Source organism: Sphingobacterium sp. JUb20, assembly GCF_004342035.1.
Taxonomy (GTDB): Bacteria; Bacteroidota; Bacteroidia; order Sphingobacteriales; family Sphingobacteriaceae; genus Sphingobacterium; species Sphingobacterium anhuiense.
In genome coordinates, this window is record NZ_SLYV01000007.1 from 272,850 (window position 1) to 299,058 (window position 26,209).

A 26,209-nucleotide genomic window follows, 5' to 3' on the forward strand; every position below is an offset into this window, starting at 1 on the left:
AGATGCTTGAAGAAAAATTAAAACATATTATTCGGGATGTATATGATTTCCCTAAACCTGGAATTGTTTTTAAGGATATTACACCGTTACTGCAAAATGCGCAGCTGTGTGAAGAGATGGTTGATGCTTTTGTAGAACAGGTAAAGGATTGTAAACTTGATGCTGTTGCTGGTATTGAGAGCAGAGGTTTTCTGTTTGGAATGATGTTGGCCAATCGTTTGAAGATTCCTTTTGTTCCCATCCGTAAGCAGGGCAAATTACCCTTTCATACAATTTCAGAGTCTTATGCTCTTGAATATGGGCAGGCGACTATAGAAATGCATGAAGATGCCTTTCCAAAAGGTAGTAGAATCCTGATCCATGATGACTTGCTGGCTACAGGTGGCACTGTAGTGGCTGCAAGTAAATTGATTGAAAAATTAGGTGGTGAAATAGCTGGATATTGTTTTGTCATCAGCCTAGATTTTTTAAATAGCCAGGGAAGATTAACCCGGTTTAGTCCCCATGTTTTTTCATTAGCACATTATAAATAATTTAATTTATAAAAACCCTCAACATATTTTATGGAATGGATCTCAGACCCACAGATTTGGATTTCACTACTGACATTGACAGTACTGGAAGTCGTGCTCGGAATAGATAATATTGTTTTTATCTCTATTCTTAGCGGTAAACTCCCTGCCGAACAGCAAAAGAAAGCCCGTCAGTTAGGTTTGATGTTGGCATTAGTGACTCGTGTGCTTCTGTTATTTTCAATTAAATGGATCATGTCTTTGACGGAACCATTTATTAATCTTGCAACTACTTTTGGTATCAACAATCCGGACTGGTCTCGTTATCTCGAATTGTCAGGTAGGGATCTGATTCTATTTATTGGAGGTCTATTTTTAATTTATAAAAGTACGACCGAGATACATCATAAAATGGACGGGCATACAGAAGAACATACAGTCAATAAAAAGGGCGTAACTTTTTTAAGTACAATTTTTCAGATATTAATCTTAGATATTGTTTTTTCATTGGACTCTGTGATCACTGCAGTTGGTATGGTCGATCAAATAGGAGTGATGGTTGCGGCAGTAATTATTGCTGTTGTTATCATGTTACTATCCTCCGAGCAGATCAGTAAATTTGTCAATAATTATCCTTCCGTGAAAATGCTGGCTTTGTCTTTTCTTCTTTTGATCGGGGTATCGCTGACAGCAGAAGCATTTGATCAGCATATTCCAAAAGGCTATATTTATTTTGCAATGGCTTTTTCTGTTTTAGTCGAATTTTTAAATATTAAAAGTGAGAAAAAACAAATGCATAAACAGCATGATAAATAGATGAAGATTTAAAATAAAAATGCGGGGGTAATCATTTTTGATTACCCCCGCATTTTTGTTGCTTATTATAAGCTTAATTCCGCAGCCTGTGCGATTTTCTTAGGAATATCCGTGTTTTCCATTTTGTGAGTAAATAGTTCAGAACCAGCTCCGATTGCATAAACAGGAACGTAACCTGCAGAGTGATTACCAGAAGCCCATGAAATATTAGCGACTTCATTTAATGTTTTGACAGCTTCAGCTACTAGTTTTTCATCATTCGCATACAGGCTTTTTTCTGTTGCGTTAACATGTTTGATAAAACTATTCTCATAAGCCTGGAACATAGATTTTTCTTGACGTTCATTGACTTTAATTTTTGTCCATAAACCAAGATTCTCAGCAAGTACACTTTTGATCTGTTCCCAAGTTGTCTTAGGTTGTTCTACACGTATTTTAGTAATTATTTTAGAAAGTTCTCCTTGAGAAACTTTTTGATTTACGAGGGCTTTGAAGTTTAAATTGCTACTTCCATTTCCTAAAGTCATACCACCTGTTTCGTGGTCTGCGGTAATAATGATCAATGTTTCTTCCGGATGTTTTAAGTAAAAATCATAAGCAACCTGTACGGAGCTATTGAAATCGACTACTTCATGCAGTGTAGTTGCCGCATCATTGCTGTGGCTGGACCAATCAATCTTTCCTCCCTCGACCATTAAGAAAAAACCTTTATCATTATTTTTTGTCAGTGACTCAATTGCTACTTCCGTAATTTCTTTAAGATTGAGATCTCCATCTTTTTGATCGATTGCAAATTTTAAGGATTCTGGATCAGTATCTTTAGTGTTAATCAAGATCATCTTATCTGCTTTTGATTTCAATCGATGATAATCCGATTTTCCAAAAGCTAATGTATAACCTGATTTTTCAAATAATGTGAAAATTGGCGTTACAGATTCTTTGGCAGCATTCGTATTAGGATTTAAGAAACCAGATCCTCCAAAAAAATCAAAGTTTGATTTAGGAATATCTGTTGCTATTTCATAATATTTATTTCTGCTAGTTTGATGTGCATAGAATGAAGCAGGAGTAGCATGATCAATGCTGACACTGGTTGTGATGCCGACTTTTAACCCTTTTTCTTTAGCCGCATAAGCGATGCTTTTTAAAGGTTTTGTTTGTGTTGAGTCCATTCCAATAACACCATTTTTTGTTTTTGATCCTACAGCAAGTGCTGTTCCACCAGCAGCAGAATCGGTAATGCCATTGGATAGGGAGTATGTGGAAGCAAAAGAAGCGACAGGAAAAAGCGAAAATACTAAAGGTTTCAAACCGATTCTATTTTCAAGGTCTGCTAAATAGACTTCTGTAGAATTGACCTGATTTAGTCCCATACCATCACCGATCATATAGAATATATATTTAGGTTTATTTTGAGCAAATAAAATAGATAGAGATGCTAAATAGAAAAATGTCGTTGCGAGTGTGCGTTTAATCATGTTTAATAATAATTGATTTTGGTATCTATAGTCTTAATATCATATTAAAGGGCTAATATAGCAAACCCATATTTGTTTAATGTTAAGTTTTCGTTACAAGTCTGGATAAGTCTATAATGTCAGGATATTAGAATCCGAATTTTCGTGGAAAATAGCTTAGAGACAGCATGAAATACTGGGTTAGATTGTTGCGATAGCCCTGTGTAAATTCGGTTACCCCATTGTAGATATACAGTCCTTTATTCTCCTGCAAAAGATCGTATGCAGCCAATTTGATTTCAAGATTATTACCTTTCATCATGCGATAAGTTGTGTTGGCATTCCAGATCAATACATGATCTTTAAAGGCTTCAGATTTGGACAACCGGCTTGTGGCATTGCTGTTGACCTGCCAGCGTTTGGTCAAAGAGTAGCTCATGCTAAGTGCAGAACTCCAAAAATTGGAAACATAGTCATTATTGCTATTCCCTAATTTGTTATGTCTGCTATATCGGTTCCAGCTGTTCGTCCAACCTATCTGATAGCGGTCAACAAGGGTATAATAGGAATCTAATTGTATGTTCTGACCATTAGTTAGCATTTCCTGTTTTTCATGATCTAAGTATTGAAACTTATTTCCCCAGTTGAGACCTCCATTCAATCGCATATTCAGGGTTTGATTTTTACCGATCAGATAGGATTTGTTCAAGTAACCTGAAATATTATAGAGTTGCATCAGATCTGTTATCTGCGTGACATAGTTCTGTTGCTGGCCCGGTATATAAACAATGCTGTCTGTTAAACCATTTTTGTATAAGGTAAGGCTTAAATTTATATTAGCAGAATATCCATGTTGTCGTTGTTCATTATAATTGCTGCTCAGCGAAATGCGGCTGCGATTCGTCTTGTTGAGATGATCAGCTCCAAAGTAACGGAAAGCAACATTACTATTATCATAGATGGGGCGTAATCGATCTAAATTGGGATACTCCTCGTCATATTCGACGTTGATCTGACTATACATGTAATACTTTCCGTTTTTATTATAGTAATTGCTGATACCTAATTTGGGTAATAAAGTCATAAAATCTTGATCCAGATTTCGGTAATCCAAAGTTGAACTGTTTTTTTCGTTATGAATACGGGTACCTAAGGTGACATTGAGGTTCATTGAACTACTATAACGGCCTTGCATATTGCTGTAGCCTAAACTTCTGGAGTAGTTAAGAGCAGGTTCATATTGGATTCTATCAAACGTGCTGATGTGGCTGAGGTCGGTATTTTGTTCCAGATGGTTTCCTACCAAGTTTTGAACTTGATTGTCTGTATTGGTATGGTTATAATTCAATTTCTGTATCAACCGCCAGTTATTATAGTTTGCCGTGAACTGTATATTATGGGTTTGTTCTTTTAGGTTGTTATCGTAGAGGCGGTGATCTTCACGATTGAGGCTGTCGTTATCATGGTTGACGTAGTTAGTCTTCCGTTCATTTTTATTATTTTGTTCACTGATATCACTGTTTAACTGTAAGCCATAGGTTATTAATTTCCAAAAAGTTTTATCACCTTTAGTTGTCATCCTCATGTTGGGACTTGAATTGACACCGTAGACATCCAAATTTGTACTGAAATTAAGTCGTTTTAGTCGATTGTTCGAATTGTTGCTGAAGGTGTTATTTGCATGATTTTCGGCATAATTGTATCGGTCTGTACCAGTCGATTCTTCTTGGTTATTTTGTTGGTATGCAAATATATTGGCCGTAAAACTATTTTGTCTTGCTCCAATTTTCCCTCCGGTATTGGTGTACTTAAAGTCCATCTGCTGGTTTTGACGATGGTTTTGACTGCTATTATCATTGGTACGGGTATTATTGTTTTGTTCTTCGGAGAGGAGTGTTGTAGTCGAGTGGTTTTCACTACGGATATTGTCCCAGCGTGTCAATGCATTACCGATGATATTATGTTTGCGGTTTACCTCATTGGTCCCGATGACATCATATTGATACCTTGTACCCAACACATGTTGATTGTTGATGCCAGTACCTAAAAAATCAGAGTCAAAATCAGCATTGATACCAACGCCTTTAAAGCTGGTATTTTTCAAGAGCTGATCCATATTTTGTAAGTTTTTGTTGCTGTTATTTCCGGAGTAACCTAAGGTAAACTGCGATTTGCTTTTGGAGATGTTAAAATTGGCATGTTGTTGATAACGACCTTTAGTTCCTAGTGCCGCAGATAAATTTCCAAAATACATGTTTTCCTTGCCTTTTTTTAAGGACACATTCATTTCATATTTGACATCATGCGGGTTTTTTTCTTTTTCTTCCTGATTACGCTTGTCGTACACTTGCAATTTTTGTACGGCATCTTTTGAAAGATTTTGTAAGACTATAGTTTTATCACTGCCAAAAAACTCCTTACCATTGACCAGTACATTCGGTATTTCACGCCCGTTGTAGGTTAGACTACCATCGCCCCAAACGACAACACCAGGAAGTTTACGGAGTAAATCTTCTACCACCGCATTGCTATCCAATTTAAACGCGTCGGCATTAAACTCTAGCGTGTCTCCATTCATGCGTACTGGTGGCAAAACTTCGACCTCCTCGAGTTCATTTTCTACAAACGCCATATGGATCTTTCCAAAGTCTTTTGCTTCGTCCTTTTTGAGCATAAATTCTCGTATCACTTTTTGAAAACCTTGATAGCGTAATTCCAGTAAATAAGGTTTATCTGCAGTAAGATCATTCACTACAAACTTGCCGTATGTATCGGTTAGGCTTACTTTTTCAACAGATTCTTTCCCTTTTTCGTAAATAGATACAGAAGCAGAACGTAATATATTCTTGTGTAGGGTGTCGATTGCTATTCCTTGAATCTTTGTTTGCGCATATAGCGTTCCGCTACAGAAAAATGCGATGAGAATATAGCGGGTAAAGGTATATAACATGAAGATTATTTTAATTTGAAACGTACAAAAATGGGATTATTGTTTTTTTCTAATGCTTTGAGGCGATCACTTACAGGATGACGTTCATCCACAGATTTACCCATTGCTTGACGGATATCTTCTGGAAATAAAATTGAATACATAAACTCCCCATCAGTACCTAAGGTACTACGATCCATAAAGGCAAGATAATCATTGCTCTTGTCTGGAATGATATTTTGAAGGCCAATGATCTCTTTCGTTGTTGGATTAAGTGCTATGGGAAAACTTCCGTTTTTTTGTAGTTGGATGATTAAATAATCGCGGTAGGGAAAGACATCACCAATACCTGTTATAACGCCCTGGTGTGCATTGATATACTGAAATAACGGCATATAGTCTTTAATTTTGACGACTTCATCTAGGTTTAAAGTGTTTCTTAACGGAAATATAAACTGATAGACCTTTGAAACGCCCAAAGAGTCTAGTTCAAAAAGTTGCGTGCTGTAGGTAAAACTGGCGTAGGCTTTATTGTTTTTTTTGACCTCACTTAATGAACCATAAGAATTGTAAGGTTGATAAATGCTATCCATTTTTTGAAAAGTAACGATAGTACTGTCTTCTAGACGTAACGCTTTGGTCTCCATATTTTTTTTATCGTGAAATTGTGGAGTCAAATAATGCCAAGAAGAACTTCCAATAGTGGTGGTAGCGTGACTTGTCGTGTCTGGTTTGATAGCTACAGTGTCAATGAAATTTCCATCCCAGTCAACGTTTATGTAGCGCATGCCTTGTGTAAGCCTGAAACCTTTTTTTGTTGCTACGATATTATTAAATAACAAATGATCATCTTTTACTTTTTTTACACCTGGTATTTGATCGAAAATCTTGATCAGATTGCCTTTTATATCATAGAGGTACAAATAACCCTTGCCTGATAGTATACCAATTCGATCAGGGGTTAGTGTGCATCTATAGACTTGATCCAATAATTGGTTTTTGCTAGCTTTTAGGGGGATATATTCTAAATCGCTGATGCGCTCTGAAATCGTACCACCCATGGCAGTTTCGGGAACAATACGTATTTTTTCCACAGGAATATCTTTGGAATAAATGAGACGTTGAGCTAAAAGAGCGCTGGGCTGCAATAATAGCATTGCTAGGTACACTAATATGAATCGCATTATGAGGTTTATTTATTTGGTTAAATTGCCCGATGTTATCCTTTAAAAAAACTTTTGAGACGAAAATTAGGCTTATTGATTATTTGTTGAAAATAAATATATTTTCTCGTAAATAAAATTGCTAAAGCAAGACAATCGATTGCATAATAATTGATTAAGCTTATTTTATTTCATCTATTCTTTTACCGGATGTTGATTCTTGTAATTTGATGTTTTTTCAAGTCTTATTTTCATTGTATTATATTGCAATAAAACAATTCTTGGTATGTAATTGTTACAACAAGGTGAAATTGTAGCATAGCACTTGATCGTGAAGTGTAACTTAAAGTAACGGATAAACTAAAATTTGAACATTATGGAAATTAACCTTTTAAATTCTGCTAAAGAATTTTTTAATGATGAAGTCTTATCTAAGCTCGGTAATTCCGTAGGGGAAGATAAAGAAAAAGTGAAATCAGCTATTGGAGCAATTGTTCCTACTGTTTTCTTAGGGTTGCAAAAAGAGTCAGGAACTGGCTTAGCTGCAATTGTAGAGAAAGCTAAACAATATTATGGAGATTTTAATTTTGGTGACTTTTTAAAAACCAATACTGAAACAGGACGTATTAATGGATTGGTAGATGCAGAGCCTATTGAACCTCATCACAATGACCTTTTACAATCTATCTTTGGAGACAAGTTTAATTCAATTATTTCGAGCTTAGGCAGCCTTGTTGGAGGCAATGAATCCACTGTTGAAAAGTTATTAAGTGTTTCATTACCTGCTGTATTCTCGGGTTTAACACAAAATGGAACAAATTGGGATGTAAGTGCAATCGGTCGATTATTAAATGAAAATAAGGATAATTTTACAGCCGCATTGCCTTCAGGATTAGGACTAGCGGCATTTGGAACTTCTTTTGCTCAGGCGGATCAAATTAGATCCTCTTCTACTGATAGTGAATTACACGATAGCAGTATTACGGATAAGCCTGTAGAAGCAATATTGGTATCAGTGCCAGTTACAAAAGAGGAACCTAAAGTAACTCACCCAGAAGAGGTCACAAATGAAGCTGTTTCCAAAGATGAGGAGCTATCTATTGAAACGCCTCCGCTTGTTCCACCGCCACCTGTACATCATGATACCCCCGTGGGTGTAGCACCTCCGATTGTACCTCCTATAGATCATGTGCCTATTATCCCACCTCCTCCTTCAGGCCCTTTTGTTGATCCATTACATACAGAAACCCCGTCTTCTGGCGGTGGAGGAATTTGGAAAATATTAATACCCATCGTAATTATTGCTGTTCTTTGGTTCTTATTCGGGAAAGGCTGTAAAGGGGAGAAAGATCAAGTAGTTGTTACCGATAGCATGAATACAACAGCTGTAGACACAAGTTTGACTGTTGTTGCTGTTACTCCGGTAGTTCGCGAAAGTTTAGAGGTGATTTTGCCGGATGGTGTAAAGTTAAAAGCCTATAAAGGTGGTATTGAAGATCAGCTGGTGCAGTTTCTAAAAACAGACTACAAAGCGCTAAGCGAGGATGAACTGAAAGATAAGTGGTTTAATTTTGATAATTTAAATTTTGAAACAGGTACGGCTAAAGTGCTTCCTGAAAGTCAAGTTCAATTAGAAAACATAGCGGCAATTCTAAAAGCTTTCCCTGCAGCAACTGTGAAGATTGGCGGATATACAGATAAAACTGGTAATGAGGATTTTAATAAGAAATTATCTACAGATCGCGCTGAGGTAGTTAAAGTATATTTGATTGGAAAAGGGCCTAGTAGTCAGGTTATTGGCGCTGAAGGTTATGGTTCTGAGTTTGCAAAAGCAGCAGCTGATGCACCTGAAGCGGAACGCGTATTGGATCGTATCGTTGCTATAAGCGTACGATAGGTCCAATTGGAACAGAAAAAGGAGGTGAACGAAGTTCATCTCCTTTTTTTTATTTCACTATAATATTGCATTTTTGCGGATATGGAAAACAAGCTAAAGGAAATTTTAAAATCTGACTTTGAAAAATATATGCGTTTTGCAGTACATTCGGGCGCAGGATTTGGATTTGACATTTTCGGTGAATATGCAGTATCGGTATTAAATTTTTATGTGGGAAGTGCAATTTTAACCTATGAAAACAAACTTGAGGCTTCCTTGTATTTGCTTGAATTATACAATAAGGGACTTGGTGGGATTATCACGGACGAAGATCGTGAAGAGCTGGCTCGAGTTTTTGCTCAAGACCCAACTCTTGACTATGGTGTATTAAAACCTATTTTTGGCTAATCTTGTTTGGTCCAAACCAGGTTTTCGATGGCATAACCAGATTTACGCGCATATTCCAAATAGGCTAATTTAATAGCTTCAGGTATTGTTTTTTCTCTGGATAATATCCACATATAATCCAAATTGTCTCCAAAAATAAGTGCATATCGATAATCTTGATCAATTTTCACTACATGATAACCACTGTAAAATGGACCGAAAAAGGATACCTTTAAAGCCGCTTTTTTTGATGAATCAATAGGCTTTGCTTTACCGATTGACTGTTTCCATTTATTTTTTTGGTCATGAAATCCCTGATTATTTACCGCAATGCTACCATCATTATTTTTGTTATAAGTAGCAGTAACCTGTGACAGACCTTTTTCCCATTTAAAATCTAGCCGTGCTATTTCATACCACTTGCCTAAGTAACGATCTATGTCAAAAGGTTCGATGACTTTGACTTTGGATTTTACTGGTTTTAACGCATTGTAAGCGAACGTAATAGCAGCGGTAGCGGCGAGTATGAGAAGTGATTTTTTTTTATCCATAATAATGATGATTTGTTCATAAATCTGTGAGCTGTTCCTATGGGTACATGCAATAAAAACGCCAAAGTGGAGACGAATGTTTAGTCATTTATGAAAATAAAAGTAGTAATTTCGTCATTTTAAAATTTAGTACCATGTATTCAAGAGAAGAAGTAAAACAGTTGAAGGAGACTTTTTGGACCCGATTTGGACAGTATATGGCTTTAAATAACTCTGCTGATGGAGAGAAGATCAATTGGGTAAACTATAGAACCGGTATTAAAAATCTACGCTTTAAGATGGAAGCGGATAAACGTCTTTCTTTAATAGCAATCGAGTGGAGTCATCGTGATCTATCAATGCGTAAGCTCATGATGGAGCAATTTGAAGAGTATAAAAACATTCTAACAGCTATGCTAGGAGAGGAATGGATCTGGGATCTGGAGGTGGAAGATGAACAAGGGAAATCTGTGAGTATGATCTATATGACTATGGAGGGGAAAAGTATTTTTAAACAAGAAGACTGGCCTGATCTAATATCATTTTTCAAACAAAGGTTAATTGCTCTCGATGAATTTTGGTGTGATGCCCAATATGGGTTTGAAATTTTCAAAAGTTAAATTATTACGTCAATAGGGTTTTATTTGAGGATGTAATTTTTACCTTTGCGCTAAAATTGTATTGTTTATGAAAAATATACTAAAAAGTCTTATTGTACTCGCAATGACTTTGCAGATTTCTTCCGTATTCGCATGGGGATCTACTGGACATCGTGTTGTTGCTGAGGTCGCAGAACGTCATCTGACAAAAAAAGCAAAAAAGAATATTCAAAAAATAATTGGCAATCAGAAACTAGCTTATTGGGCCAACTGGGGTGATTTTATAAAGTCTGATCCGCATGATGAATTTAAAAAATTAGGGAATTCTCATTTTATAAATACTAATCCGCACTTACCTTGGGCTGATTTTCAGTTAGCAATGGAAAATTCCAGTGAAGAAAATTTATACAAGACGGTGTTGCGCTTGGAAAAATCATTTGCAGAAAAAGAGCTATCGCTTGAAAAAAAGAAACAAAATCTATACATGCTGATCCATTTAATCGGTGATGCGCATCAGCCGATGCACGTAAGTAGAGCCGAAGATCAAGGTGGAAATAAAATTGAGGTGAGCTGGTTCGGAAAAAAATCTAATATACACCGCGTATGGGATTCAGATTTGATCGATGGTGAAAAGTATAGCTATACCGAATATGCAACGGTACTGGATATTTTGAGTAAAAATGAAGTTAAGCAAGTACAAGGTGGTACATTAGCGAGCTGGTTGTATGAGTCAAATCAGCTTTCAGATAAAATCTATGCAGATGTTGAGCTCAACGCAAACTTATCTTATAACTACATTTATAACAATATTTATAAAGCAGAAAATTGTATGCTTAGAGGTGGTTTACGTTTGGCAAAAATCTTGAATGATGTTTTTGGTTAATCATTAGTCTTATAAAATAAAAAAGGGAAATGAATGTATTCATTTCCCTTTTTTATTTTCGGTATTATTGTTGTTGTCAGATTAATATAACGAATTTTCTTGTCGTTTTTATTTTTACGCCTTAATATATGACCATATCACTACTGTTCAAGAAGATAACACCATTTGCCAAGCCCTATAAAAACCTCATCTTTTATACCTTAGTTTTAACCTTGGTCGGATCTTTTGCCGCGCAGATTAATGCCTTCATCTTAAAATATACGGTAGATACTATCAGTGACTTGATGGTCGCTAAAGAACCGCTGTCTAGAGGTATGCATTTGATCGGGATTATCTCTGCTGTTCTTTTGGTAAAAGAGATTGTCTATTCCTTTATTCAGTTTGGACAGAAATTCTACGGTGAAAAACTACGTATATTTATTGCAAGAGATTTTTCACAACAGATTGTAGAAAAAATATTGACGTATAAAATGGCTTTTTATACGTCAGAAGAAAATGAAAGCGGAAAATTGCAGACACGGATTGATTCGGGAATTAGCTCGCTGACACGTTTAGTTCAGAATTTCTTTATCGATATCCTTCCTTTATTTGCGAATGCCATCGTGGCGCTCGTATGTATGTTTATGGCTAATGTGTACGTCGGATTGGTTGGGCTCGCAGTTATACCAATTTATTTCTACATCAGTCAAACACAAGCTGGAAAACTCAGTGGATTTAGACGGCAGATGCGAAAATATAGAGAATCCAAGAATAATAGAATCATTAATTTAATTGACTCTATATTGGTCATAAAATCTTTTGTACGCGAACCTGAAGAAGCAGACCGTCATGAGAAGATTCAATTTGAAATGACGGAAAATCAGATGCAAACACGAAAGACGAGTTTCATTTTTGATAGTCTAAAGAATTTTATTGAGCAGATAGCAGTTGTTGCAATTATTGTTTTAACTGCTTTTCTGGTGCTGGACAATCAGATTACAATTGGAGCGATTATGTTTCATATTATGTTATTTTCAAATGTTTCAGCTCCGATTCGTCAACTGCATCGTATCTATGATGAGGTAAATGATGCTTTAATCTACTCGGAATCTTTTTTTGAAATATTGGAGTCTGATGATTTGATTGAGGGAAGCGGTACTTTTATACCGGATAAGATCAAAGGCCATATTGTGATTGAAGATGTATCATTTGAATATCCTAACGGAACGCATGCACTAAGAGATATTTCTTTTCAAATCAAACCAAATCAGATCACAGCGCTTGTTGGACTAAGTGGTGCTGGGAAAAGTACGGTTATTAATCTTTTGGATAAGTTCTATGAACCTACAGCTGGTCGAATTCTATTAGATGGTGTTGATCTTAAAAACTATGACACTAAATTTTTAAGAAAAAATATTGGGATGGTTCTTCAGCGCAACCATATTTTTAAAGGATCGATTTTTGAAAATATTGAATATGGAAAGATCGGTAGTAGTAAAGAGGAAATCGTTAAGGCAGCTAAAGAAGCTTACATTCACGAACAGATTATGGAGTTGCCTCAAGGTTACGATTCTGGAGCCCATTTGCTTTCAGGGGGGCAACAGCAACGAATAGCGATTGCCCGCTTGTTTTTGAAAAATCCTCCGATTATTTTTCTAGACGAACCTACTGCAAATTTGGATGCCATTGCTACTGAACAAATAAAAAATAGTTTGGATGCTATAAAAAAGGATCGGACGGTTATTATTGTTTCTCATAGTATTTCCCAAATTATAGATTCCAATGAAATAGTGGTGATGGAAAAGGGTAGGGTAGTCGAGAAGGGCATTCATGAAGATTTATACGATCATCGTGGCACTTATTATAAGATCTTTTCTGCTATGGCTAATAGTCTTAATTTGGATAAAATTAGTAAAACATTAAATCATTAATGATTTTTGCTGTGCAGATACATTCCTACTACTACAAGTAAAATACCGGTTGTAGCCAAGTTGTTTGGGAAAGCAGTTTGCAATATGATAATTTCCCCTATTAATGTGAAAATCACTTCCATAGCCTGTGTTGCCTCAACTGCGGCAAGTGCTTTATGGTCATGTTGCACTAATTCTGTCCCTTTAAAAAAAAGTAGCGTTGCGATAACACCAGAAAATAAGGCTATTAATAAGGTCTGTAACAATTGACTTTGATCGGGAAGTCCATGCTCCTGAAAGCCAAAGAACATCAGAATAATCCAGAATGGCATGCTTGCGAGCGTCATACCCAATGTACGCTGGTACGTGTCCAATGAGCCTTTTGTTAAGGCCATCATTTTACGGTTACCAACAGGATAAGCAATTGCGGCTATTAGTACAGGAATAGTTCCGAGCAATATTGTTGACAACGGAGTAGATTTAGCCTCAGAAATTTGCATGACTAGGATACCCAAAAAGATGATACAGGAAAAAAATAAGGTCGCTTTAGAAAATGGCTGTCGATTTTCTTTACGTTGCATGAAATGACCTATAAACATACCGGCAATAATGGTAAATTCAAAGGTTCCTGCAACTAACCAGGAAGGACCATAGCTTGCCCCAAATGTCAACAGAGCATAGAAAATTCCAAATCCAAGTGTACTCCAGAGCAACCATTGCCCTAGATTTCTCTTCATTTCAATCAATAATTGTTTTAAATTTCCACGTATAATAACGATAAGTAACAATATCGGTAGCATCCATACAAAACGTAAGGCTGAAGACCACTGCCATCCACCTCCAGAAACTGCCATGATGCGGTTGAGGACAAAAGTGCTAGCAAAAAATAATGAGGCTAATATACCAAATGAAAGTGCTTTTGATTTAGTGGTAAGGAGCATGTTTATATAAGAATCAGGATTTGTAACTTCTAAAGTAATTAATGAATAGGACAATGTCAAGACCGATTATATGATATGTCTTGAAAAGATATTCTTTATTTATGCATCAATTGTTACTAAAATTTGTTTATTTTGCATCCTTAATAAAACATGAGTAAGAAAATTAATCATTATGATTATACAACCAAGAACTAGAGGATTTATTTGTTTAACCTCGCATCCAGAAGGAACTGCGAAAAACATTAAAAACCAGATTGAATACGTAAAATCTAAAGGTGAAATTGCTAATGGCCCTAAGAAAGTATTGGTCATTGGTGCATCAACAGGATTCGGTATTGCATCTCGTATTTCAGCAGCATTCGGTTCTGGAGCAGCAACAATTGGCGTATTTTTTGAAAAACCGGCAGCTGAAGGGAAACCTGGTACAGCTGGTTGGTACAATACTGCTGCTTTTGAAAAAGAAGCACATGAGGCTGGTCTTTATGCAAAAAGTATCAATGGTGATGCTTTTTCTGATGAAATCAAAAAACAAACTATAGCATTAATCAAGCAGGATTTAGGTCAAGTTGATTTAATAATCTATAGTTTAGCTTCTCCGAGACGGACACATCCAAAAACAGGTGTTTCATATGCTTCTGTTTTGAAACCGATTGATGTTCCTTTTACAAATAAAACAGTGGATTTTCATACTGGTGTGATTTCTGATATCACGATTAATCCGATTGATAATGAAGAAGATATTGCGAATACAGTAGCAGTAATGGGGGGAGAAGATTGGAAATTTTGGATTGAAGATTTAAAAGAAGCTGGTGTATTAGCAGATGGTGTTAAAACAGTGGCTTATTCGTATATCGGTCCTGAGTTAACATTCCCGATTTACCGTAACGGTACAATTGGCCGTGCGAAGGATGATTTAGAAGGTACTGTACCTGCTTTAAATGATTTATTGAAAGATATTAACGGTATTTCGTACGTTTCGGTTAATAAAGCTTTGGTAACGCAATCAAGTTCTGCAATTCCTGTTGTTCCTTTATATATTTCTTTACTATACAAAGTGATGAAAGAAAAAGGTATTCACGAAGGTACAATTGAGCAGATGCAACGTTTATTTGCAGAGCGTCTTTACACAGCTGACGGTAAAGTTCAATTGGATGAAAAAGGTCGTATCCGTGTAGATGATTTGGAAATGAGAGCTGATGTTCAAGCAGAAGTAGCGGCACTTTGGGAAAAAGCCTGTACAGAGAACCTATCAGAAATTTCTGACATTCAAGGTTACCGTGACGAATTCTTTAACCTATTTGGTTTTAATTTTGATAGTATCGACTATAATGCAGATACAAATGAATTGGTAAACGTACCAAGCATTTAAGCTGTTACTATTATATAATAAATAAAGGCGACCATTGGACGCCTTTATTTATTATATGCTATTTTATGACACTTTTAAAGATTGTCGAAAATTGCTTCGTTCTGCAGATTGACTTTATTTATAAAAAAAAAGAGACTGTCTCCTTATTAGGTAACAGTCTCCTCTATTGTATATGATTCAATCGGAAGATTAGTGTTTGAAATGACGCACTCCTGTCGTCACCATTGCTAATCCTTTTTCATTACACATGTCGATTGATAATTGATCTTTGATTGAGCCTCCTGGTTGAAGAACTGCTGCAATACCCGCTTCAGCTGCAATTTCAACACAGTCAGGGAAAGGAAAGAAAGCATCAGAAGCCATTGAACATCCTTTTAAGTCAAATCCGAAAGCATTTGCTTTTTCAATAGCTTGTTTTAATGAGTCAACTCGTGATGTCTGACCAACACCTGAAGTGATCAATGTGCCATTTTTAGCAAATACAATTGTATTTGATTTGGTATGTTTAACAATTTTGTTTGCGAAAAATAAATCTTCTAATTGAGCCGCTGTTGGGACAACTGTAGTAACAGCAGTCATTTGCTCAGGTCCTTCAACGGTATTGTCTTTATCTTGTTGTATAACACCATTTAACAATGTTTTGAATTGTTGTGATGGTAATTCAACCTCCTTACGAACTAGAATAATACGATTTTTCTTTGCGGTAAGAATTGCAATTGCTTCTTCTGAGTAAGCAGGTGCAATAAGAACCTCGAAAAATAAATTATTGATTTCAGTAGCAGTTTCAGCATCTACTTCACCATTAGTGATTAAAACACCACCGAACGCAGAAACAGGGTCACATGCTAAAGCATCCACCCATGCTTGTTTGATTGTAGGACGTGAAGCTACACCACATGCATTTGTATGTTTTAAAATTGCAAATGTAGGCTCCGTAAATTCATCAATGATAGCAACTGCCGCATCTACATCTACCAAGTTGTTGTAGGATAATTCTTTGCCGTTCAGTTTTGTAAACATAGCATCTAAATCACCATAGAAAACACCTTTTTGATGTGGATTTTCACCGTAACGTAATACTTGAGCTTTTTGTTCCGATTGTTTGAATATATCAAGCGTATTTTCTTTATTGAAATAATTGAAAATAGCAGTATCGTAATGTGAAGAAGTATTGAAAGCAAGCTTAGCAAATTCTTTACGTTGCTCCAATGTAGTTGTACCTTCTTGGTTTGCTAACATTTCCTCTAAAGCTGTATAATCATTTTTAGAAGATAGGATAACAACATCATTAAAGTTTTTAGCCGCCGCACGAATCAATGAAATGCCACCGATATCAATTTTTTCAATAATGTCCTCTTCAGAAGCTCCAGAAGCGACTGTTTCCTCAAATGGATATAAATCAACAATGACTAAATCGATTTCCGGAATTTCGTATTGTGCTAATTGCTGTTGATCGCTTTCTAAAGGTCTTCTCGCTAATATACCACCAAATACTTTTGGGTGCAATGTTTTTACACGACCTCCTAAAATGGAAGGATAGCTCGTTAAGTCTTCTACAGGAACTACATCAATACCTAAATCTTTGATGAAAGCTTCTGTGCCACCTGTAGAATAGAAGGTAACACCGTATTTGTTTAATAATTGAATTAATGGTGCTAAGTTGTCTTTATAATATACAGACACTAAAGCATTTTTAATCTTTACAGAATGGCTCATTAGTATAATTTGTTTGCTGGCGCAAAGATAGGTAAATAATAAGTATGCACAAACCTTTTAGGAACGATTGAAAGTAAAAAAGACTGTTCTACACAGTCTTTTTATTGTTATTTATAAATTTTATCTTTTAAATCCGCGCAGATATCATCTGTGATCTTCCAGATCGGTTCAGGATCGTCCGTATTATTGATTATAACCTGATCACAACTATTTTTGTAGGGCAATAAATATTCATTGTAAGACGGTAAAACATGATTAACCCATTTATAGCGAACATCATCTTCAAAATAACCACGCTCAATAAGATCTCGTCGCAATCTGCGTTCTAATGCGATATCTTGATTTGCATCTAAAAATATCCGATGATCGATTAATTTGTTTACTTCTGTATAATGATAGATAAACAGTCCTTCAATAATCAAAATAGGTGCTGGTTTAATTTCCAGCATCTTTGGTTTTATAGCAGGGTTATTGAATGTGTATTCTTCTTTATAAATTGTTTTTCCGTCAAATAGATCACTAATGTCTTTATAAAAAGCATTCCGGTCAATCGAAGTTGGAAGATCAAAATTATACAATTTATTTTCTTCCTGCGTCTTTGTATTTGCTGGTATGTAATAGTCGTCTTGTGAAATAAGCGTCACTTCGTCGGGACTAAAGTGTTTCAAAAAACAGTTTAGAAAAAATGTTTTACCAGAACCGCTACTACCTGCGATTCCAATGACATATGGTTTTTTATTCATTTAATATATAATATTCGGAAAGAATCGATCAGCACTAATCTTCTAAAGGAACTCCGTAAGTAATTTCGACTTGAAAGCGCTTATCCAAAGCGCCTATGTAAGCGGCTGCAGATTTTGATAAAACGACGATTGCATTGTGTGTATCTGCATTTTCATTAAATTTACCAACCACTTTAGCATAGGTCACGCTTCTTGTCATCGGATTTGTAATTTTAAGCACGGTACCTACCGCCGCAGTTTTATGTAATGCTAAATTACTGGTCCCATTTTCATTCAGCCCATCTATCCAAACGCCAATTCCACGTTCTGTTTTCTCACGAATTCCATATTTGTTAGCTGCAATAACGGGTTCTTCTATAGCAGTGGTATCTGGACCGATAAATAGCGTGTCTGGTTTTTGAGGTATATTTAAGTTGCTGTTATTAGGGATTTTTAATATTTGGCCTCCGCTGATACTGTTTGACCTCAGATTATTTGCCCTCTTTATTTCTTCAACAGTTACGTCAAATTTACGTGAAATAGCATACAGAGTCTCTTGGTCACCAACTTTATAATCGATCAGTTCTTTTTGGGAGCCTTTAACTGTCGAATTCTTTGAATTGTTTGGAGTTACATAAAACATGCGACCGGTCGGGATTTTGACAATCTGGCCAAGAGCTAAAGTTTTGTTCCCATTTAATTCCGTTATTTTACCTACAGTAGTTTTATATTTTTTGCTTAACTGGTAATAGTTATCGCCTTTTTCAATTTTGAAAAGAACATATTCTTGTCCATCAATTTTTTCAACTCCGATGGAGTCTGGTGCTGCTGCAACCGTAAATGTGCTTGCTGACACATTGTTATGATTTATCGCTAACATTGCTAATGATAAGAATGCTAGTGTTTTATATGTGGTAGATTTTGATAGAATGTTCATCATGTTTTACAATTATACTAAATACGATACAAATTCTTGTTTATTGTGTGTTAAAAGAAAAATCTGACACCCAATTTGAAAATAGATTTGCACTAGTTTTAAATCCAGATCGCTAATAATTAACGTTTCATCTAGAACTTGTTTTTTATCAGAAAGCAACAATCTGATGGTATATTTTTTGTCCAGTTTTTCATGATAAGACCATAGAAAATGATCATTGCATTTACTGATCCATAGATCTTCATTATTTTTAATATGCTGCAAAAATGAAGGTTTTTGCGCATTAAATTCCAAAGGAAAGACTATATCATTTTCAAAAGGTTTAATTTCTGAAGGTACTGTGGTTAAAATTTCTTTTGAAAGAAATGAGAAATACTGTTCGAAACCTGCAGTGATATGTTGTGGACGAACATTTACATAACCATTGAGTATCCCAAGATATTGATATTGATGGTATAAATAAGTAGTATCTGGTTTCTGATGAAATAGCATCCAAACACCTGGAGATACAGGACTATTTTCAGAAACTTTCCTTAAAACGACAACTTGATCTTGGATAGCCGCTAAAGTCCATTCCTTTTCTGGTAGTCTAAAATGATCTAAATGCACTATACCTTTAAAATCCAGAACTGTGATGTAAGGAATAGTATTTTCAGGATCGCGGCACTCAATAGCAATTAATCTGCTTATTTCATCTATTTCTATTTTCCAGACCGGAAATCTGAAGGTTTGAGAAAATGCTTTAGAAATAGTATATTTAGACATAGCAAATGTATTAATCGCTTGTTTATTTTTTTTAATAATCTTATTTATGGAAGGCAAAATTAGTAAATCATTTTTAATAACAGTCTTTTTAAGCTTGGTATTATTCACATCAAGTTTTGCCCAAAAGATATATGTGTTTGAATTAAAGGATGATATAGGGCCAAGTGCCTGGCGTACAGTAAAACAAGTTTACGACAGCGCACAGAGTAAAAAGGTGGATTATGTGTTAATGGAATTGAATACATATGGAGGAGCCCTAAATTTTGCAGACTCTATCCGGACAAAATTGCTTGACTCAAAGATTAAGACGATTGTTTATATTAATAATAATGCAGCTTCTGCAGGAGCGCTGATATCCTTGGCTAGTGACTATATTTATATCCATCCGGGGGGAAGTATAGGTGCCGCAAGTGTTGTCAATGCTAATGGAGAAGTGCTTCCTGAGAAGTACCAATCTTATATGCGAGGACTGATGCGCGCAACGGCAGAGGTAAAACATCGTGATCCGAAATTGGCAGAAGCTTTTGTTGATCCTAATGTATCATTGCCGTCGATAAAGCAAGATGGACAATTGTTGACTCTAACAAGCAGTGAGGCTGTTAAGTTTGGACTGGCAAAGGGGGAAGTTAGCAATCGTAATATGATCTATAAAGACTTAAATATAGTCAATGTACAAGAAACTGTCTATCGTAAGGGTACAATTGATCATATAATCAGTTTTTTAATAAATCCAGCTGTAAGTGGTATACTGATTTTGTTAATAATAGGTGGTATTTATGCCGAAATGCAAGCCCCTGGTTTAGGATTTGCTATTGCTGTTGCGATTGTAGCGGCATTACTGTTCTTTGCACCACTCTATATTCAAGGTTTAGCTGCAAATTGGGAAATAGCTGTCTTTATAGTAGGACTTGTATTAATTCTTTTAGAAGTTTTTGTTATTCCCGGTTTTGGAATTGCCGGTATATTAGGAATAATTTTCGTTATTTGCGGTCTGACTTTTAGTCTTGTTGCCAATGATTTTTTAGATTTTAAACTCGCTTATCCAGGTATGTTATTTAATTCATTTTTATTAGTTGTAGGAGCCATGATACTGTCGATCATATTGATGGTCATCTTTGGGAAAAATCTGTTAAAGGCTCCAGTTTTTAGACGACTTGTTTTAAAGGAAGAGCAAAAATCGGAAGAAGGATATACCTCCTCTATTTTAAAGTCCAATTTATTGAATAAGGAAGGTGTAGCAAAGACTGTATTGCGCCCATCTGGTAAGATTGAAATAGAGGGAGTCTGGTACGATGCTGTGGCTTTGGATGGATTTATTGAAGAAGGGGAGGAGATTTATGTAGATAAGCATGAGAACTACAACTTATTTGTAAGACGAAAAGCAGAAAAGGCTTAAAGGTAACTTATACGAAAAAGGCCTATTTCATATGAAATAGGCCTTTTTTTCGTATAATAGGATCTAGAATTTTGATCCTATCGTTAACATTACATTTGTTCTGCTATTCTTAACGTCAACACTTGGACTAACCGTATTCCAGTCGCCTTCATAAGTGATTCTATAAGGATTTTCTTTATAGTTGTTGGCATTATATACACCTGTCAGATCAAGATATACACCACGGCCTAATTTAGCACCTAGACCAGCTGAAATGCCATAAGTTTTATACTCAGCATCTTTGTACGGATTACCATTATAATTGAAACCAGCTCTTCCGCTTAATATCTGATTAAATAATACCTCGCCACCTACGCGTACATTGAAGGCTGCCTGGTATGTGTTTTTAATATTAGCATTCATCTGCTGCTCGTTTGAATTATTATTATAAACATCTCTATAGCGCATACTTGCATAATCGACAAATTCAACTTCCGCAGTTAATAGACCGGCAGAAAAATATTGTGTAAGACCAGCTGAAAGCTTATAGGGAGTTTGTAAGTTATAATCGTACGAGGTATCGTAATACTTAGATGCGAAATTATGGAATGACTTATCGGCATTTGGCTTAAAGTAGTTAATGTCTGTATAAGAGGTCGATTCATCTGTAATTGACATAAATGTAGGCGTTTTAGCCGTAAATCCTAAACTTAAAGAAGGTGTGGCTTTATAGATCATACCTAATTTAAAATCAAAACCAGATCCTTGAGTCACTTGGCCGTAATGGTCAAATAGTTCGTAGTCCACATCAACAAATTTTGCCTGCTCTTCATCTGCCTTTAGATATTTTGATTCAGGATTCAATGCTTTAATACCAGCCGCATCTTTCGTTATGCCGTATTCTGTAAAAACAGCAGATTTTTCATAACGGAAATCTGTTAGGCTGAAAGTTGCTCCGATATAAAATTTATTGCTATAGTTGGAGCCAAAAGATAATGCTGTTTCAGATTTCCCACCTTTGGTCCATACTGAATTCAGTTGTTCGCTTCCTTTATCTTCAGCAATTGGAAAATAAAAGTTTTTGTCTTTGCCAATAGTTTTATCAAACATAAAGGATGATTTCATGTCATTTGCCCATTCACTTCCATCCTCATCGAACATGCGATCTGCATACGCATGTGTGATCGAATTGTCACTATTCATGCCACTATAGTCTAATTTATTGTTAAAAAGATTCGTACGATTGTAAGCAATACCAACATTAAAATTTAACCAGCCTTTTGTTAAGTCTCCGCCGTAACGGGTGGTTGGTAAATGAAATACAACACCACCGTTATCCAGGTTAAAATTGTCTGTTTTGCTATTGGTTTTGTTACCGAAATAATCCATCTTATTTTTCCCATATTGGTAACGTAAAGTTGCAGAAGCATCAGATTGGTTATAAAAACCTAAACCTGCAGGGTTTCCTGTTATAGCGCTAATATCACCACCTAATGCAGTTGAAGCACCTCCCATAGCCTTGAAACGAGCTGTTCCTCCATTGTCTCCTTGAGAAAACAAAAGTACATCTTCCGTCATTGACTGGGCCTTTGCGGTGCCAACCATACCTATAGCTAGTACACTCCCAAAAAGTATTTTTTTAATAGTCATATAGTTTTATATATAGTAGTAATGAAAGAGTGATTGAATTTTCATCAACCACTCTTCTTATGAATCATATTTATCTTGTACGGCCTCCACCACTGCGTGTAGCACCGCCTCCTCCGCCACCACCTGATGAACGAGTGGCACCACCGCCACTGTTAAAGCTTCCGCTCGATTGTGATCGCATCGTTGGTTGCGATGAACGAACCGGTTCGCTAGAACGTGTTCTTGAAGGTTGATAAGTATCTCTACTTGTACTTCTTGTCGCTGGGTTTGATTGTTGTACTCTTGTTGAACTTGTAGAACGTGTTCTGCCTACATTACCATTTGAGTTGTTGTAATTATCAGAACGTGTTGAACGTGTTCTGCCAACACCATTATTATAATCACCTCTGTTGGTATTGCTTGAACCGATACGTGTTCTTCCTGCTCTGGTATCATTTGGATTATTGCTTGATGCAGAAGAACGTGTTCTTCCAACACTGCTAATTCTACCGTTCGCATCTCTAGAGACGACAGCATTCGAACGTGTACGTCCAGTAGTTCTTCCACCATCACTGTAACGCGTACCTGATCTCGAACGTGTGTTGTAGTTATCACGGTAAGGTGAACGTGCTGCTAAGTCACGTGATCTGTGGTTACCCCAGTATCCGCCACCATAACCACCACCCCAGTAGCCGCCGCCCCAATATCCATTACCCCAATATCCACCGTAGCCGCCGCCCCAGCCCCATCCTGGGTACCATGGATTGTAACCCCAGCCAGAACCATAGCCGAAACCAAAACCTAGGCCAATGGACCATCTGCCACCTCCAAAACCATTACCATATCCGAAACCAAATGAAGGACCATAAAAGCCTCCGTATCCCATTCCCATACCATACCAAGGATCAAAGAATGGATCAAAGTAAGTCATACCTGGTGAAGAATAATAAAATCGATTAATTCGATTCGCATATTCCAAGTCTTCGTATTTTCCTTCTTCATATTCTGCATCAGAATATTCATCACTATAATATCCGTTATCTTGGACTTGATCAGCTTCACTTTCATCCGCATAGTAGTAATCCGGACTTTGATAAGCTGGTCTTGCCTGGGCATTATTATTATAGACATCATCACTATGAGTGATTGGTCTGCTAGTAGTACAAGATCCCAGCGTAAGGGCTCCTGAAATCACAATAGCGCCGAGTAAAAAACTATTTTTTTTCATAATATACTAAGTCGTTATGTTCGACAATACAGTCTAATTTACTATCTTAGACCCAAATTTCAGATAAGGGTTTAATCGTGTTCTCAAAAATAATAAATATTTATTTTTAAAACTTATATTCCTTTATTAGACGGAATTCTTAATCACAATGTTACAATAATTTTTGAATTAATAATATGGGTAAAGGTATAACAAGTCGTGAAGAAGACTATTCGCAATGGTATAATGACCTTGTGATCAAGGCTGACTTGGCAGAATACGCTGCTGTGAGAGGTTGTATGGTTATAAAGCCATATGGATATGCTATTTGGGAGCGTATGCAAGCGGTTTTGGATAAAAAGTTTAAAGATACTGGTCACAGTAATGCTTATTTTCCTTTGTTCATCCCCAAGTCATTTTTCTCGAAAGAAGCATCACACGTAGAAGGTTTTGCAACAGAGTGTGCAGTAGTGACACATTACCGTTTAAAAAATGATGGTAACGGAAATATTATTGTTGATGAAGATGCTAAATTGGAAGAAGAGTTAATCGTTAGACCAACATCTGAAACGATTATTTGGAATACTTACCGTGGCTGGATTGAATCTTACCGGGATCTGCCAATTTTAGTGAACCAGTGGGCTAACGTTGTTCGTTGGGAAATGCGTACCAGATTATTTTTGCGTACCACTGAATTCTTGTGGCAAGAAGGCCATACCGCGCATGCAACTCAGGAAGAAGCAATTGAAGAGACCGAAAAGATGCTTCATGTATATGGTGACTTTGTTGAAAAATATTTGGGCGTGCCGGTTATACGCGGTCGTAAGACTGAAAACGAGCGTTTTGCGGGAGCGATAGACACGTATTGTATTGAAGCATTGATGCAGGACGGTAAAGCTCTGCAGGCAGGTACTTCACATTTTCTTGGTCAAAATTTTGCTAAAGCTTTTGATGTGAAATTTACTTCTAAAGAAGGTAAATTAGAGCATGTATGGGCAACTTCATGGGGTGTTTCGACGCGTTTGATGGGAGCTCTGGTTATGGCACACTCGGACGATCAAGGTCTGGTATTGCCTCCAATGTTGGCGCCAATCCAAGTTGTTGTTGTTCCAATCTTTAAAACAGCAGAAGAGAAGCAAGCAATTGATAATTTTATCGATGCTTTGTCTGGCGAATTGAAAAGTAAAAATATTTCAGTGAAATATGACGATCGTGATACGCAAAGACCTGGATTCAAGTTTGCAGAATGGGAATTAAAAGGTGTACCATTGCGCTTAGCTATTGGAGCACGTGATATGCAAAATGGAACTGCTGAATTAGCAAGACGTGATACACAGACCAAAGAGACTGTTGAACAAGCTGGATTAGCAGATAGAATCGAAGGTTTATTGACTGAAATTCAGGAAAACATTTTTAAAAAGGCTTTGGATTACAGAGATTCTCATATTACTGAAGTAAATTCATATGATGAGTTTAAAGAAGTTTTGGAAACGAAAGCTGGTTTTATATCTTGTCACTGGGATGGCACTGTGGAGACAGAAAAACTAGTGAAAGAAGAAACAAAAGCGACTATTCGTTGCGTGCCTTTAGACGCGAAAGAGGAAGCTGGTATTTGTATTTTTACAGGTAAGCCTTCGACAAAACGTGTTTTATTCGCAAAAGCGTATTAATCTATAATCAATCACTCATGCGTTATCTCATATTAGGTTGTGGATGGGTAGGAGAGTTTGTCGCTAATTTATGGTTGAAAGAAGGACATGAAGTCTGGGCATCTACCACTACAGCAGAAAAATACCATCGGTTAATAACCGATGGTATTTTTGCATTTAAGCAAAATTTCGACGAACCACTAACTCCTACTATTAATTTGCCAAAAGACTTTGATTATATCTTGGTGAGTGTTCCTGCAACAAATAAATCAACAATAGAAGACCTGACTAAAAGGTTCCTTCGAGTAAGTAACTTTCTATCCAGTTTACACTATAGTAAAATAATATTTTTAAGCTCAATTGGAATATATCCCGATGTTTCGAAAGAAATAGATGAGGATAGTTTTGAAGAAGATGAACTGCAGTCCAAATTACTGCTTGCTGAAAAATCTATTGGTGTATTCCCAAATACGCATATTTACCGTCTAGGAGGCCTGTTTGGTCAAAATCGCATTTTTGCTAAATATTTTCAGCAGAAAGAATGCACTACGGGTGGACAGCCTGCCAATTTTATTCATTTGGAAGATGTTGCGTCGCTGATAAGTGAGGGTTTTGTAAAGCCTTTAAACAATAAAATCTACAACGTGGTATGTCCTCATCATCCATTAAAGCAAGATGTTGTCGAAGCATCAGCACAGAAATACGGTTTTGATTTACCAACTGCTTTTAATAATAGTGATTCATTTCAGAAAATAGTAAAGTCAAATCGTTTGCAAAATGACTTGAATTATACTTTTAAATATGAATCTCCGTTAGATTTTTAATAAATTTACTTTTTCAGAATTAATATAAATATTA

The 26,209-nt window shown here is 36.3% G+C and carries 22 protein-coding genes; 11 read left to right on the forward strand and 11 right to left on the reverse strand.

What is annotated here, in order from left to right; genetic code table 11:
- Nucleotides 1-2: 2 nt before the first annotated feature.
- Together EDF66_RS13840 and EDF66_RS13845 are read left to right on the forward strand one after the other, a co-directional pair.
- Nucleotides 3-533, forward strand: coding sequence for an adenine phosphoribosyltransferase (locus EDF66_RS13840; protein ID WP_132843339.1), 531 nt, complete (start codon nt 3-5; stop codon nt 531-533).
- A 30-nt stretch (nt 534-563) separates the two neighbouring features.
- Entirely contained in the window at nt 564-1,328 is a 765-nt protein-coding gene (locus tag EDF66_RS13845; protein ID WP_132772921.1) for a TerC family protein, read from the forward strand.
- Nucleotides 1,329-1,393: 65 nt separating this feature from the next.
- On the opposite strand, the gene EDF66_RS13850 is transcribed toward EDF66_RS13845, so the two are convergent.
- From EDF66_RS13850 to EDF66_RS13860, 3 genes are all read right to left on the reverse strand, one after another.
- Nucleotides 1,394-2,806 carry an alkaline phosphatase gene (locus EDF66_RS13850; protein WP_132843341.1) on the reverse strand — a complete coding sequence of 471 codons (1,413 nt, stop codon included), beginning with the start codon at nt 2,804-2,806 and terminating at the stop codon, nt 1,394-1,396.
- 127 nt (nt 2,807-2,933) lie between these two features.
- The gene (locus tag EDF66_RS13855) at nt 2,934-5,735 is read right to left on the reverse strand and encodes a hypothetical protein (RefSeq protein ID WP_132843343.1); all 2,802 of its coding nucleotides are present in this window, start codon (nt 5,733-5,735) and stop codon (nt 2,934-2,936) included.
- Nucleotides 5,736-5,740: 5 nt separating this feature from the next.
- Nucleotides 5,741-6,898, reverse strand: a complete 1,158-nt coding sequence (locus EDF66_RS13860; protein WP_132843344.1) for a 6-bladed beta-propeller — start codon at nt 6,896-6,898, stop codon at nt 5,741-5,743.
- 355 nt (nt 6,899-7,253) lie between these two features.
- Here EDF66_RS13860 and EDF66_RS13865 point away from each other — a divergent pair, with 355 nt between their 5' ends.
- Both EDF66_RS13865 and EDF66_RS13870 read left to right on the forward strand, forming a co-directional pair.
- Nucleotides 7,254-8,774 carry an OmpA family protein gene (locus tag EDF66_RS13865; protein WP_132843346.1) on the forward strand — a complete coding sequence of 507 codons (1,521 nt, stop codon included), beginning with the start codon at nt 7,254-7,256 and terminating at the stop codon, nt 8,772-8,774.
- An 81-nt stretch (nt 8,775-8,855) separates the two neighbouring features.
- The gene (locus tag EDF66_RS13870) at nt 8,856-9,161 is read left to right on the forward strand and encodes a hypothetical protein (protein WP_132843348.1); all 306 of its coding nucleotides are present in this window, start codon (nt 8,856-8,858) and stop codon (nt 9,159-9,161) included.
- Here EDF66_RS13870 and EDF66_RS13875 read toward each other — a convergent pair.
- Nucleotides 9,158-9,691: a lipocalin family protein gene (locus EDF66_RS13875; RefSeq protein ID WP_132843349.1), complete on the reverse strand. Its 534-nt coding sequence runs from the start codon at nt 9,689-9,691 to the stop codon at nt 9,158-9,160. The two genes, EDF66_RS13870 and EDF66_RS13875, sit on opposite strands and share 4 nt — an antisense overlap.
- 134 nt (nt 9,692-9,825) lie before the next feature.
- Here EDF66_RS13875 and EDF66_RS13880 point away from each other — a divergent pair, with 134 nt between their 5' ends.
- The 3 genes from EDF66_RS13880 (at nt 9,826) to EDF66_RS13890 (ending at nt 13,062) form a co-directional block, all read left to right on the forward strand.
- Nucleotides 9,826-10,290, forward strand: a complete 465-nt coding sequence (locus EDF66_RS13880) for a DUF4268 domain-containing protein (protein ID WP_132843351.1) — start codon at nt 9,826-9,828, stop codon at nt 10,288-10,290.
- Nucleotides 10,291-10,357: 67 nt separating this feature from the next.
- Nucleotides 10,358-11,152: a S1/P1 nuclease gene (locus EDF66_RS13885; RefSeq protein WP_132843353.1), complete on the forward strand. Its 795-nt coding sequence runs from the start codon at nt 10,358-10,360 to the stop codon at nt 11,150-11,152.
- A gap of 128 nt (nt 11,153-11,280) precedes the next feature.
- The gene (locus EDF66_RS13890) at nt 11,281-13,062 is read left to right on the forward strand and encodes an ABC transporter ATP-binding protein (protein ID WP_132843355.1); all 1,782 of its coding nucleotides are present in this window, start codon (nt 11,281-11,283) and stop codon (nt 13,060-13,062) included.
- Here EDF66_RS13890 and EDF66_RS13895 read toward each other — a convergent pair.
- On the reverse strand, nt 13,059-13,982 hold the full coding sequence (locus EDF66_RS13895) for a multidrug resistance efflux transporter family protein (protein WP_132843356.1): 924 nt from the start codon (nt 13,980-13,982) through the stop codon (nt 13,059-13,061). The two genes, EDF66_RS13890 and EDF66_RS13895, sit on opposite strands and share 4 nt — an antisense overlap.
- Before the next feature lie 172 nt (nt 13,983-14,154).
- Here EDF66_RS13895 and fabV point away from each other — a divergent pair, with 172 nt between their 5' ends.
- The gene (fabV, locus tag EDF66_RS13900) at nt 14,155-15,351 is read left to right on the forward strand and encodes an enoyl-ACP reductase FabV (RefSeq protein WP_132843358.1); all 1,197 of its coding nucleotides are present in this window, start codon (nt 14,155-14,157) and stop codon (nt 15,349-15,351) included.
- Nucleotides 15,352-15,540: 189 nt separating this feature from the next.
- Here the strand turns inward: fabV and purH are convergent, their stop codons facing one another.
- From purH to EDF66_RS13920, 4 genes are all read right to left on the reverse strand, one after another.
- Nucleotides 15,541-17,067, reverse strand: a complete 1,527-nt coding sequence (gene purH / locus EDF66_RS13905) for a bifunctional phosphoribosylaminoimidazolecarboxamide formyltransferase/IMP cyclohydrolase (protein WP_132843359.1) — start codon at nt 17,065-17,067, stop codon at nt 15,541-15,543.
- Between the two features lie 107 nt (nt 17,068-17,174).
- Nucleotides 17,175-17,810: a uridine kinase gene (locus EDF66_RS13910; protein ID WP_021188441.1), complete on the reverse strand. Its 636-nt coding sequence runs from the start codon at nt 17,808-17,810 to the stop codon at nt 17,175-17,177.
- A gap of 34 nt (nt 17,811-17,844) precedes the next feature.
- Entirely contained in the window at nt 17,845-18,729 is an 885-nt protein-coding gene (locus tag EDF66_RS13915) for a LysM peptidoglycan-binding domain-containing protein (RefSeq protein ID WP_243655498.1), read from the reverse strand.
- A gap of 9 nt (nt 18,730-18,738) precedes the next feature.
- Entirely contained in the window at nt 18,739-19,491 is a 753-nt protein-coding gene (locus EDF66_RS13920; RefSeq protein ID WP_132772902.1) for a hypothetical protein, read from the reverse strand.
- Between the two features lie 46 nt (nt 19,492-19,537).
- Between EDF66_RS13920 and EDF66_RS13925 the strand changes: the two genes are divergently transcribed.
- Nucleotides 19,538-20,887, forward strand: coding sequence for an NfeD family protein (locus EDF66_RS13925; protein ID WP_132843361.1), 1,350 nt, complete (start codon nt 19,538-19,540; stop codon nt 20,885-20,887).
- A 63-nt stretch (nt 20,888-20,950) separates the two neighbouring features.
- On the opposite strand, the gene EDF66_RS13930 is transcribed toward EDF66_RS13925, so the two are convergent.
- Both EDF66_RS13930 and EDF66_RS13935 read right to left on the reverse strand, forming a co-directional pair.
- On the reverse strand, nt 20,951-22,516 hold the full coding sequence (locus EDF66_RS13930; protein WP_132772899.1) for an OmpP1/FadL family transporter: 1,566 nt from the start codon (nt 22,514-22,516) through the stop codon (nt 20,951-20,953).
- Between the two features lie 70 nt (nt 22,517-22,586).
- Nucleotides 22,587-23,723 (reverse strand): hypothetical protein, encoded by a 1,137-nt coding sequence (locus EDF66_RS13935; protein WP_132843363.1) that lies wholly within the window; start codon nt 23,721-23,723, stop codon nt 22,587-22,589.
- Between the two features lie 176 nt (nt 23,724-23,899).
- On the opposite strand from EDF66_RS13935, the gene proS reads away from it, so the two are divergent.
- Nucleotides 23,900-25,372 carry a proline--tRNA ligase gene (gene proS, locus EDF66_RS13940; RefSeq protein WP_021192306.1) on the forward strand — a complete coding sequence of 491 codons (1,473 nt, stop codon included), beginning with the start codon at nt 23,900-23,902 and terminating at the stop codon, nt 25,370-25,372.
- A 17-nt stretch (nt 25,373-25,389) separates the two neighbouring features.
- On the forward strand, nt 25,390-26,175 hold the full coding sequence (locus EDF66_RS13945) for a GDP-L-fucose synthase (RefSeq protein ID WP_132843365.1): 786 nt from the start codon (nt 25,390-25,392) through the stop codon (nt 26,173-26,175).
- Nucleotides 26,176-26,209 lie beyond the last annotated feature (34 nt).

Coding starts and splice junctions, on each gene's coding strand:
- EDF66_RS13840 (WP_132843339.1), top strand. CDS start 3: ATGCTTGAAGAAAAATTAAAACATATTATTCGGGATGTATATGATTTC.
- EDF66_RS13845 (WP_132772921.1), top strand. CDS start 564: ATGGAATGGATCTCAGACCCACAGATTTGGATTTCACTACTGACATTG.
- EDF66_RS13850 (WP_132843341.1), bottom strand. CDS start 2,806: ATGATTAAACGCACACTCGCAACGACATTTTTCTATTTAGCATCTCTA.
- EDF66_RS13855 (WP_132843343.1), bottom strand. CDS start 5,735: ATGTTATATACCTTTACCCGCTATATTCTCATCGCATTTTTCTGTAGC.
- EDF66_RS13860 (WP_132843344.1), bottom strand. CDS start 6,898: ATGCGATTCATATTAGTGTACCTAGCAATGCTATTATTGCAGCCCAGC.
- EDF66_RS13865 (WP_132843346.1), top strand. CDS start 7,254: ATGGAAATTAACCTTTTAAATTCTGCTAAAGAATTTTTTAATGATGAA.
- EDF66_RS13870 (WP_132843348.1), top strand. CDS start 8,856: ATGGAAAACAAGCTAAAGGAAATTTTAAAATCTGACTTTGAAAAATAT.
- EDF66_RS13875 (WP_132843349.1), bottom strand. CDS start 9,691: ATGGATAAAAAAAAATCACTTCTCATACTCGCCGCTACCGCTGCTATT.
- EDF66_RS13880 (WP_132843351.1), top strand. CDS start 9,826: ATGTATTCAAGAGAAGAAGTAAAACAGTTGAAGGAGACTTTTTGGACC.
- EDF66_RS13885 (WP_132843353.1), top strand. CDS start 10,358: ATGAAAAATATACTAAAAAGTCTTATTGTACTCGCAATGACTTTGCAG.
- EDF66_RS13890 (WP_132843355.1), top strand. CDS start 11,281: ATGACCATATCACTACTGTTCAAGAAGATAACACCATTTGCCAAGCCC.
- EDF66_RS13895 (WP_132843356.1), bottom strand. CDS start 13,982: ATGCTCCTTACCACTAAATCAAAAGCACTTTCATTTGGTATATTAGCC.
- fabV (WP_132843358.1), top strand. CDS start 14,155: ATGATTATACAACCAAGAACTAGAGGATTTATTTGTTTAACCTCGCAT.
- purH (WP_132843359.1), bottom strand. CDS start 17,067: ATGAGCCATTCTGTAAAGATTAAAAATGCTTTAGTGTCTGTATATTAT.
- EDF66_RS13910 (WP_021188441.1), bottom strand. CDS start 17,810: ATGAATAAAAAACCATATGTCATTGGAATCGCAGGTAGTAGCGGTTCT.
- EDF66_RS13915 (WP_243655498.1), bottom strand. CDS start 18,729: ATGATGAACATTCTATCAAAATCTACCACATATAAAACACTAGCATTC.
- EDF66_RS13920 (WP_132772902.1), bottom strand. CDS start 19,491: ATGTCTAAATATACTATTTCTAAAGCATTTTCTCAAACCTTCAGATTT.
- EDF66_RS13925 (WP_132843361.1), top strand. CDS start 19,538: ATGGAAGGCAAAATTAGTAAATCATTTTTAATAACAGTCTTTTTAAGC.
- EDF66_RS13930 (WP_132772899.1), bottom strand. CDS start 22,516: ATGACTATTAAAAAAATACTTTTTGGGAGTGTACTAGCTATAGGTATG.
- EDF66_RS13935 (WP_132843363.1), bottom strand. CDS start 23,723: ATGAAAAAAAATAGTTTTTTACTCGGCGCTATTGTGATTTCAGGAGCC.
- proS (WP_021192306.1), top strand. CDS start 23,900: ATGGGTAAAGGTATAACAAGTCGTGAAGAAGACTATTCGCAATGGTAT.
- EDF66_RS13945 (WP_132843365.1), top strand. CDS start 25,390: ATGCGTTATCTCATATTAGGTTGTGGATGGGTAGGAGAGTTTGTCGCT.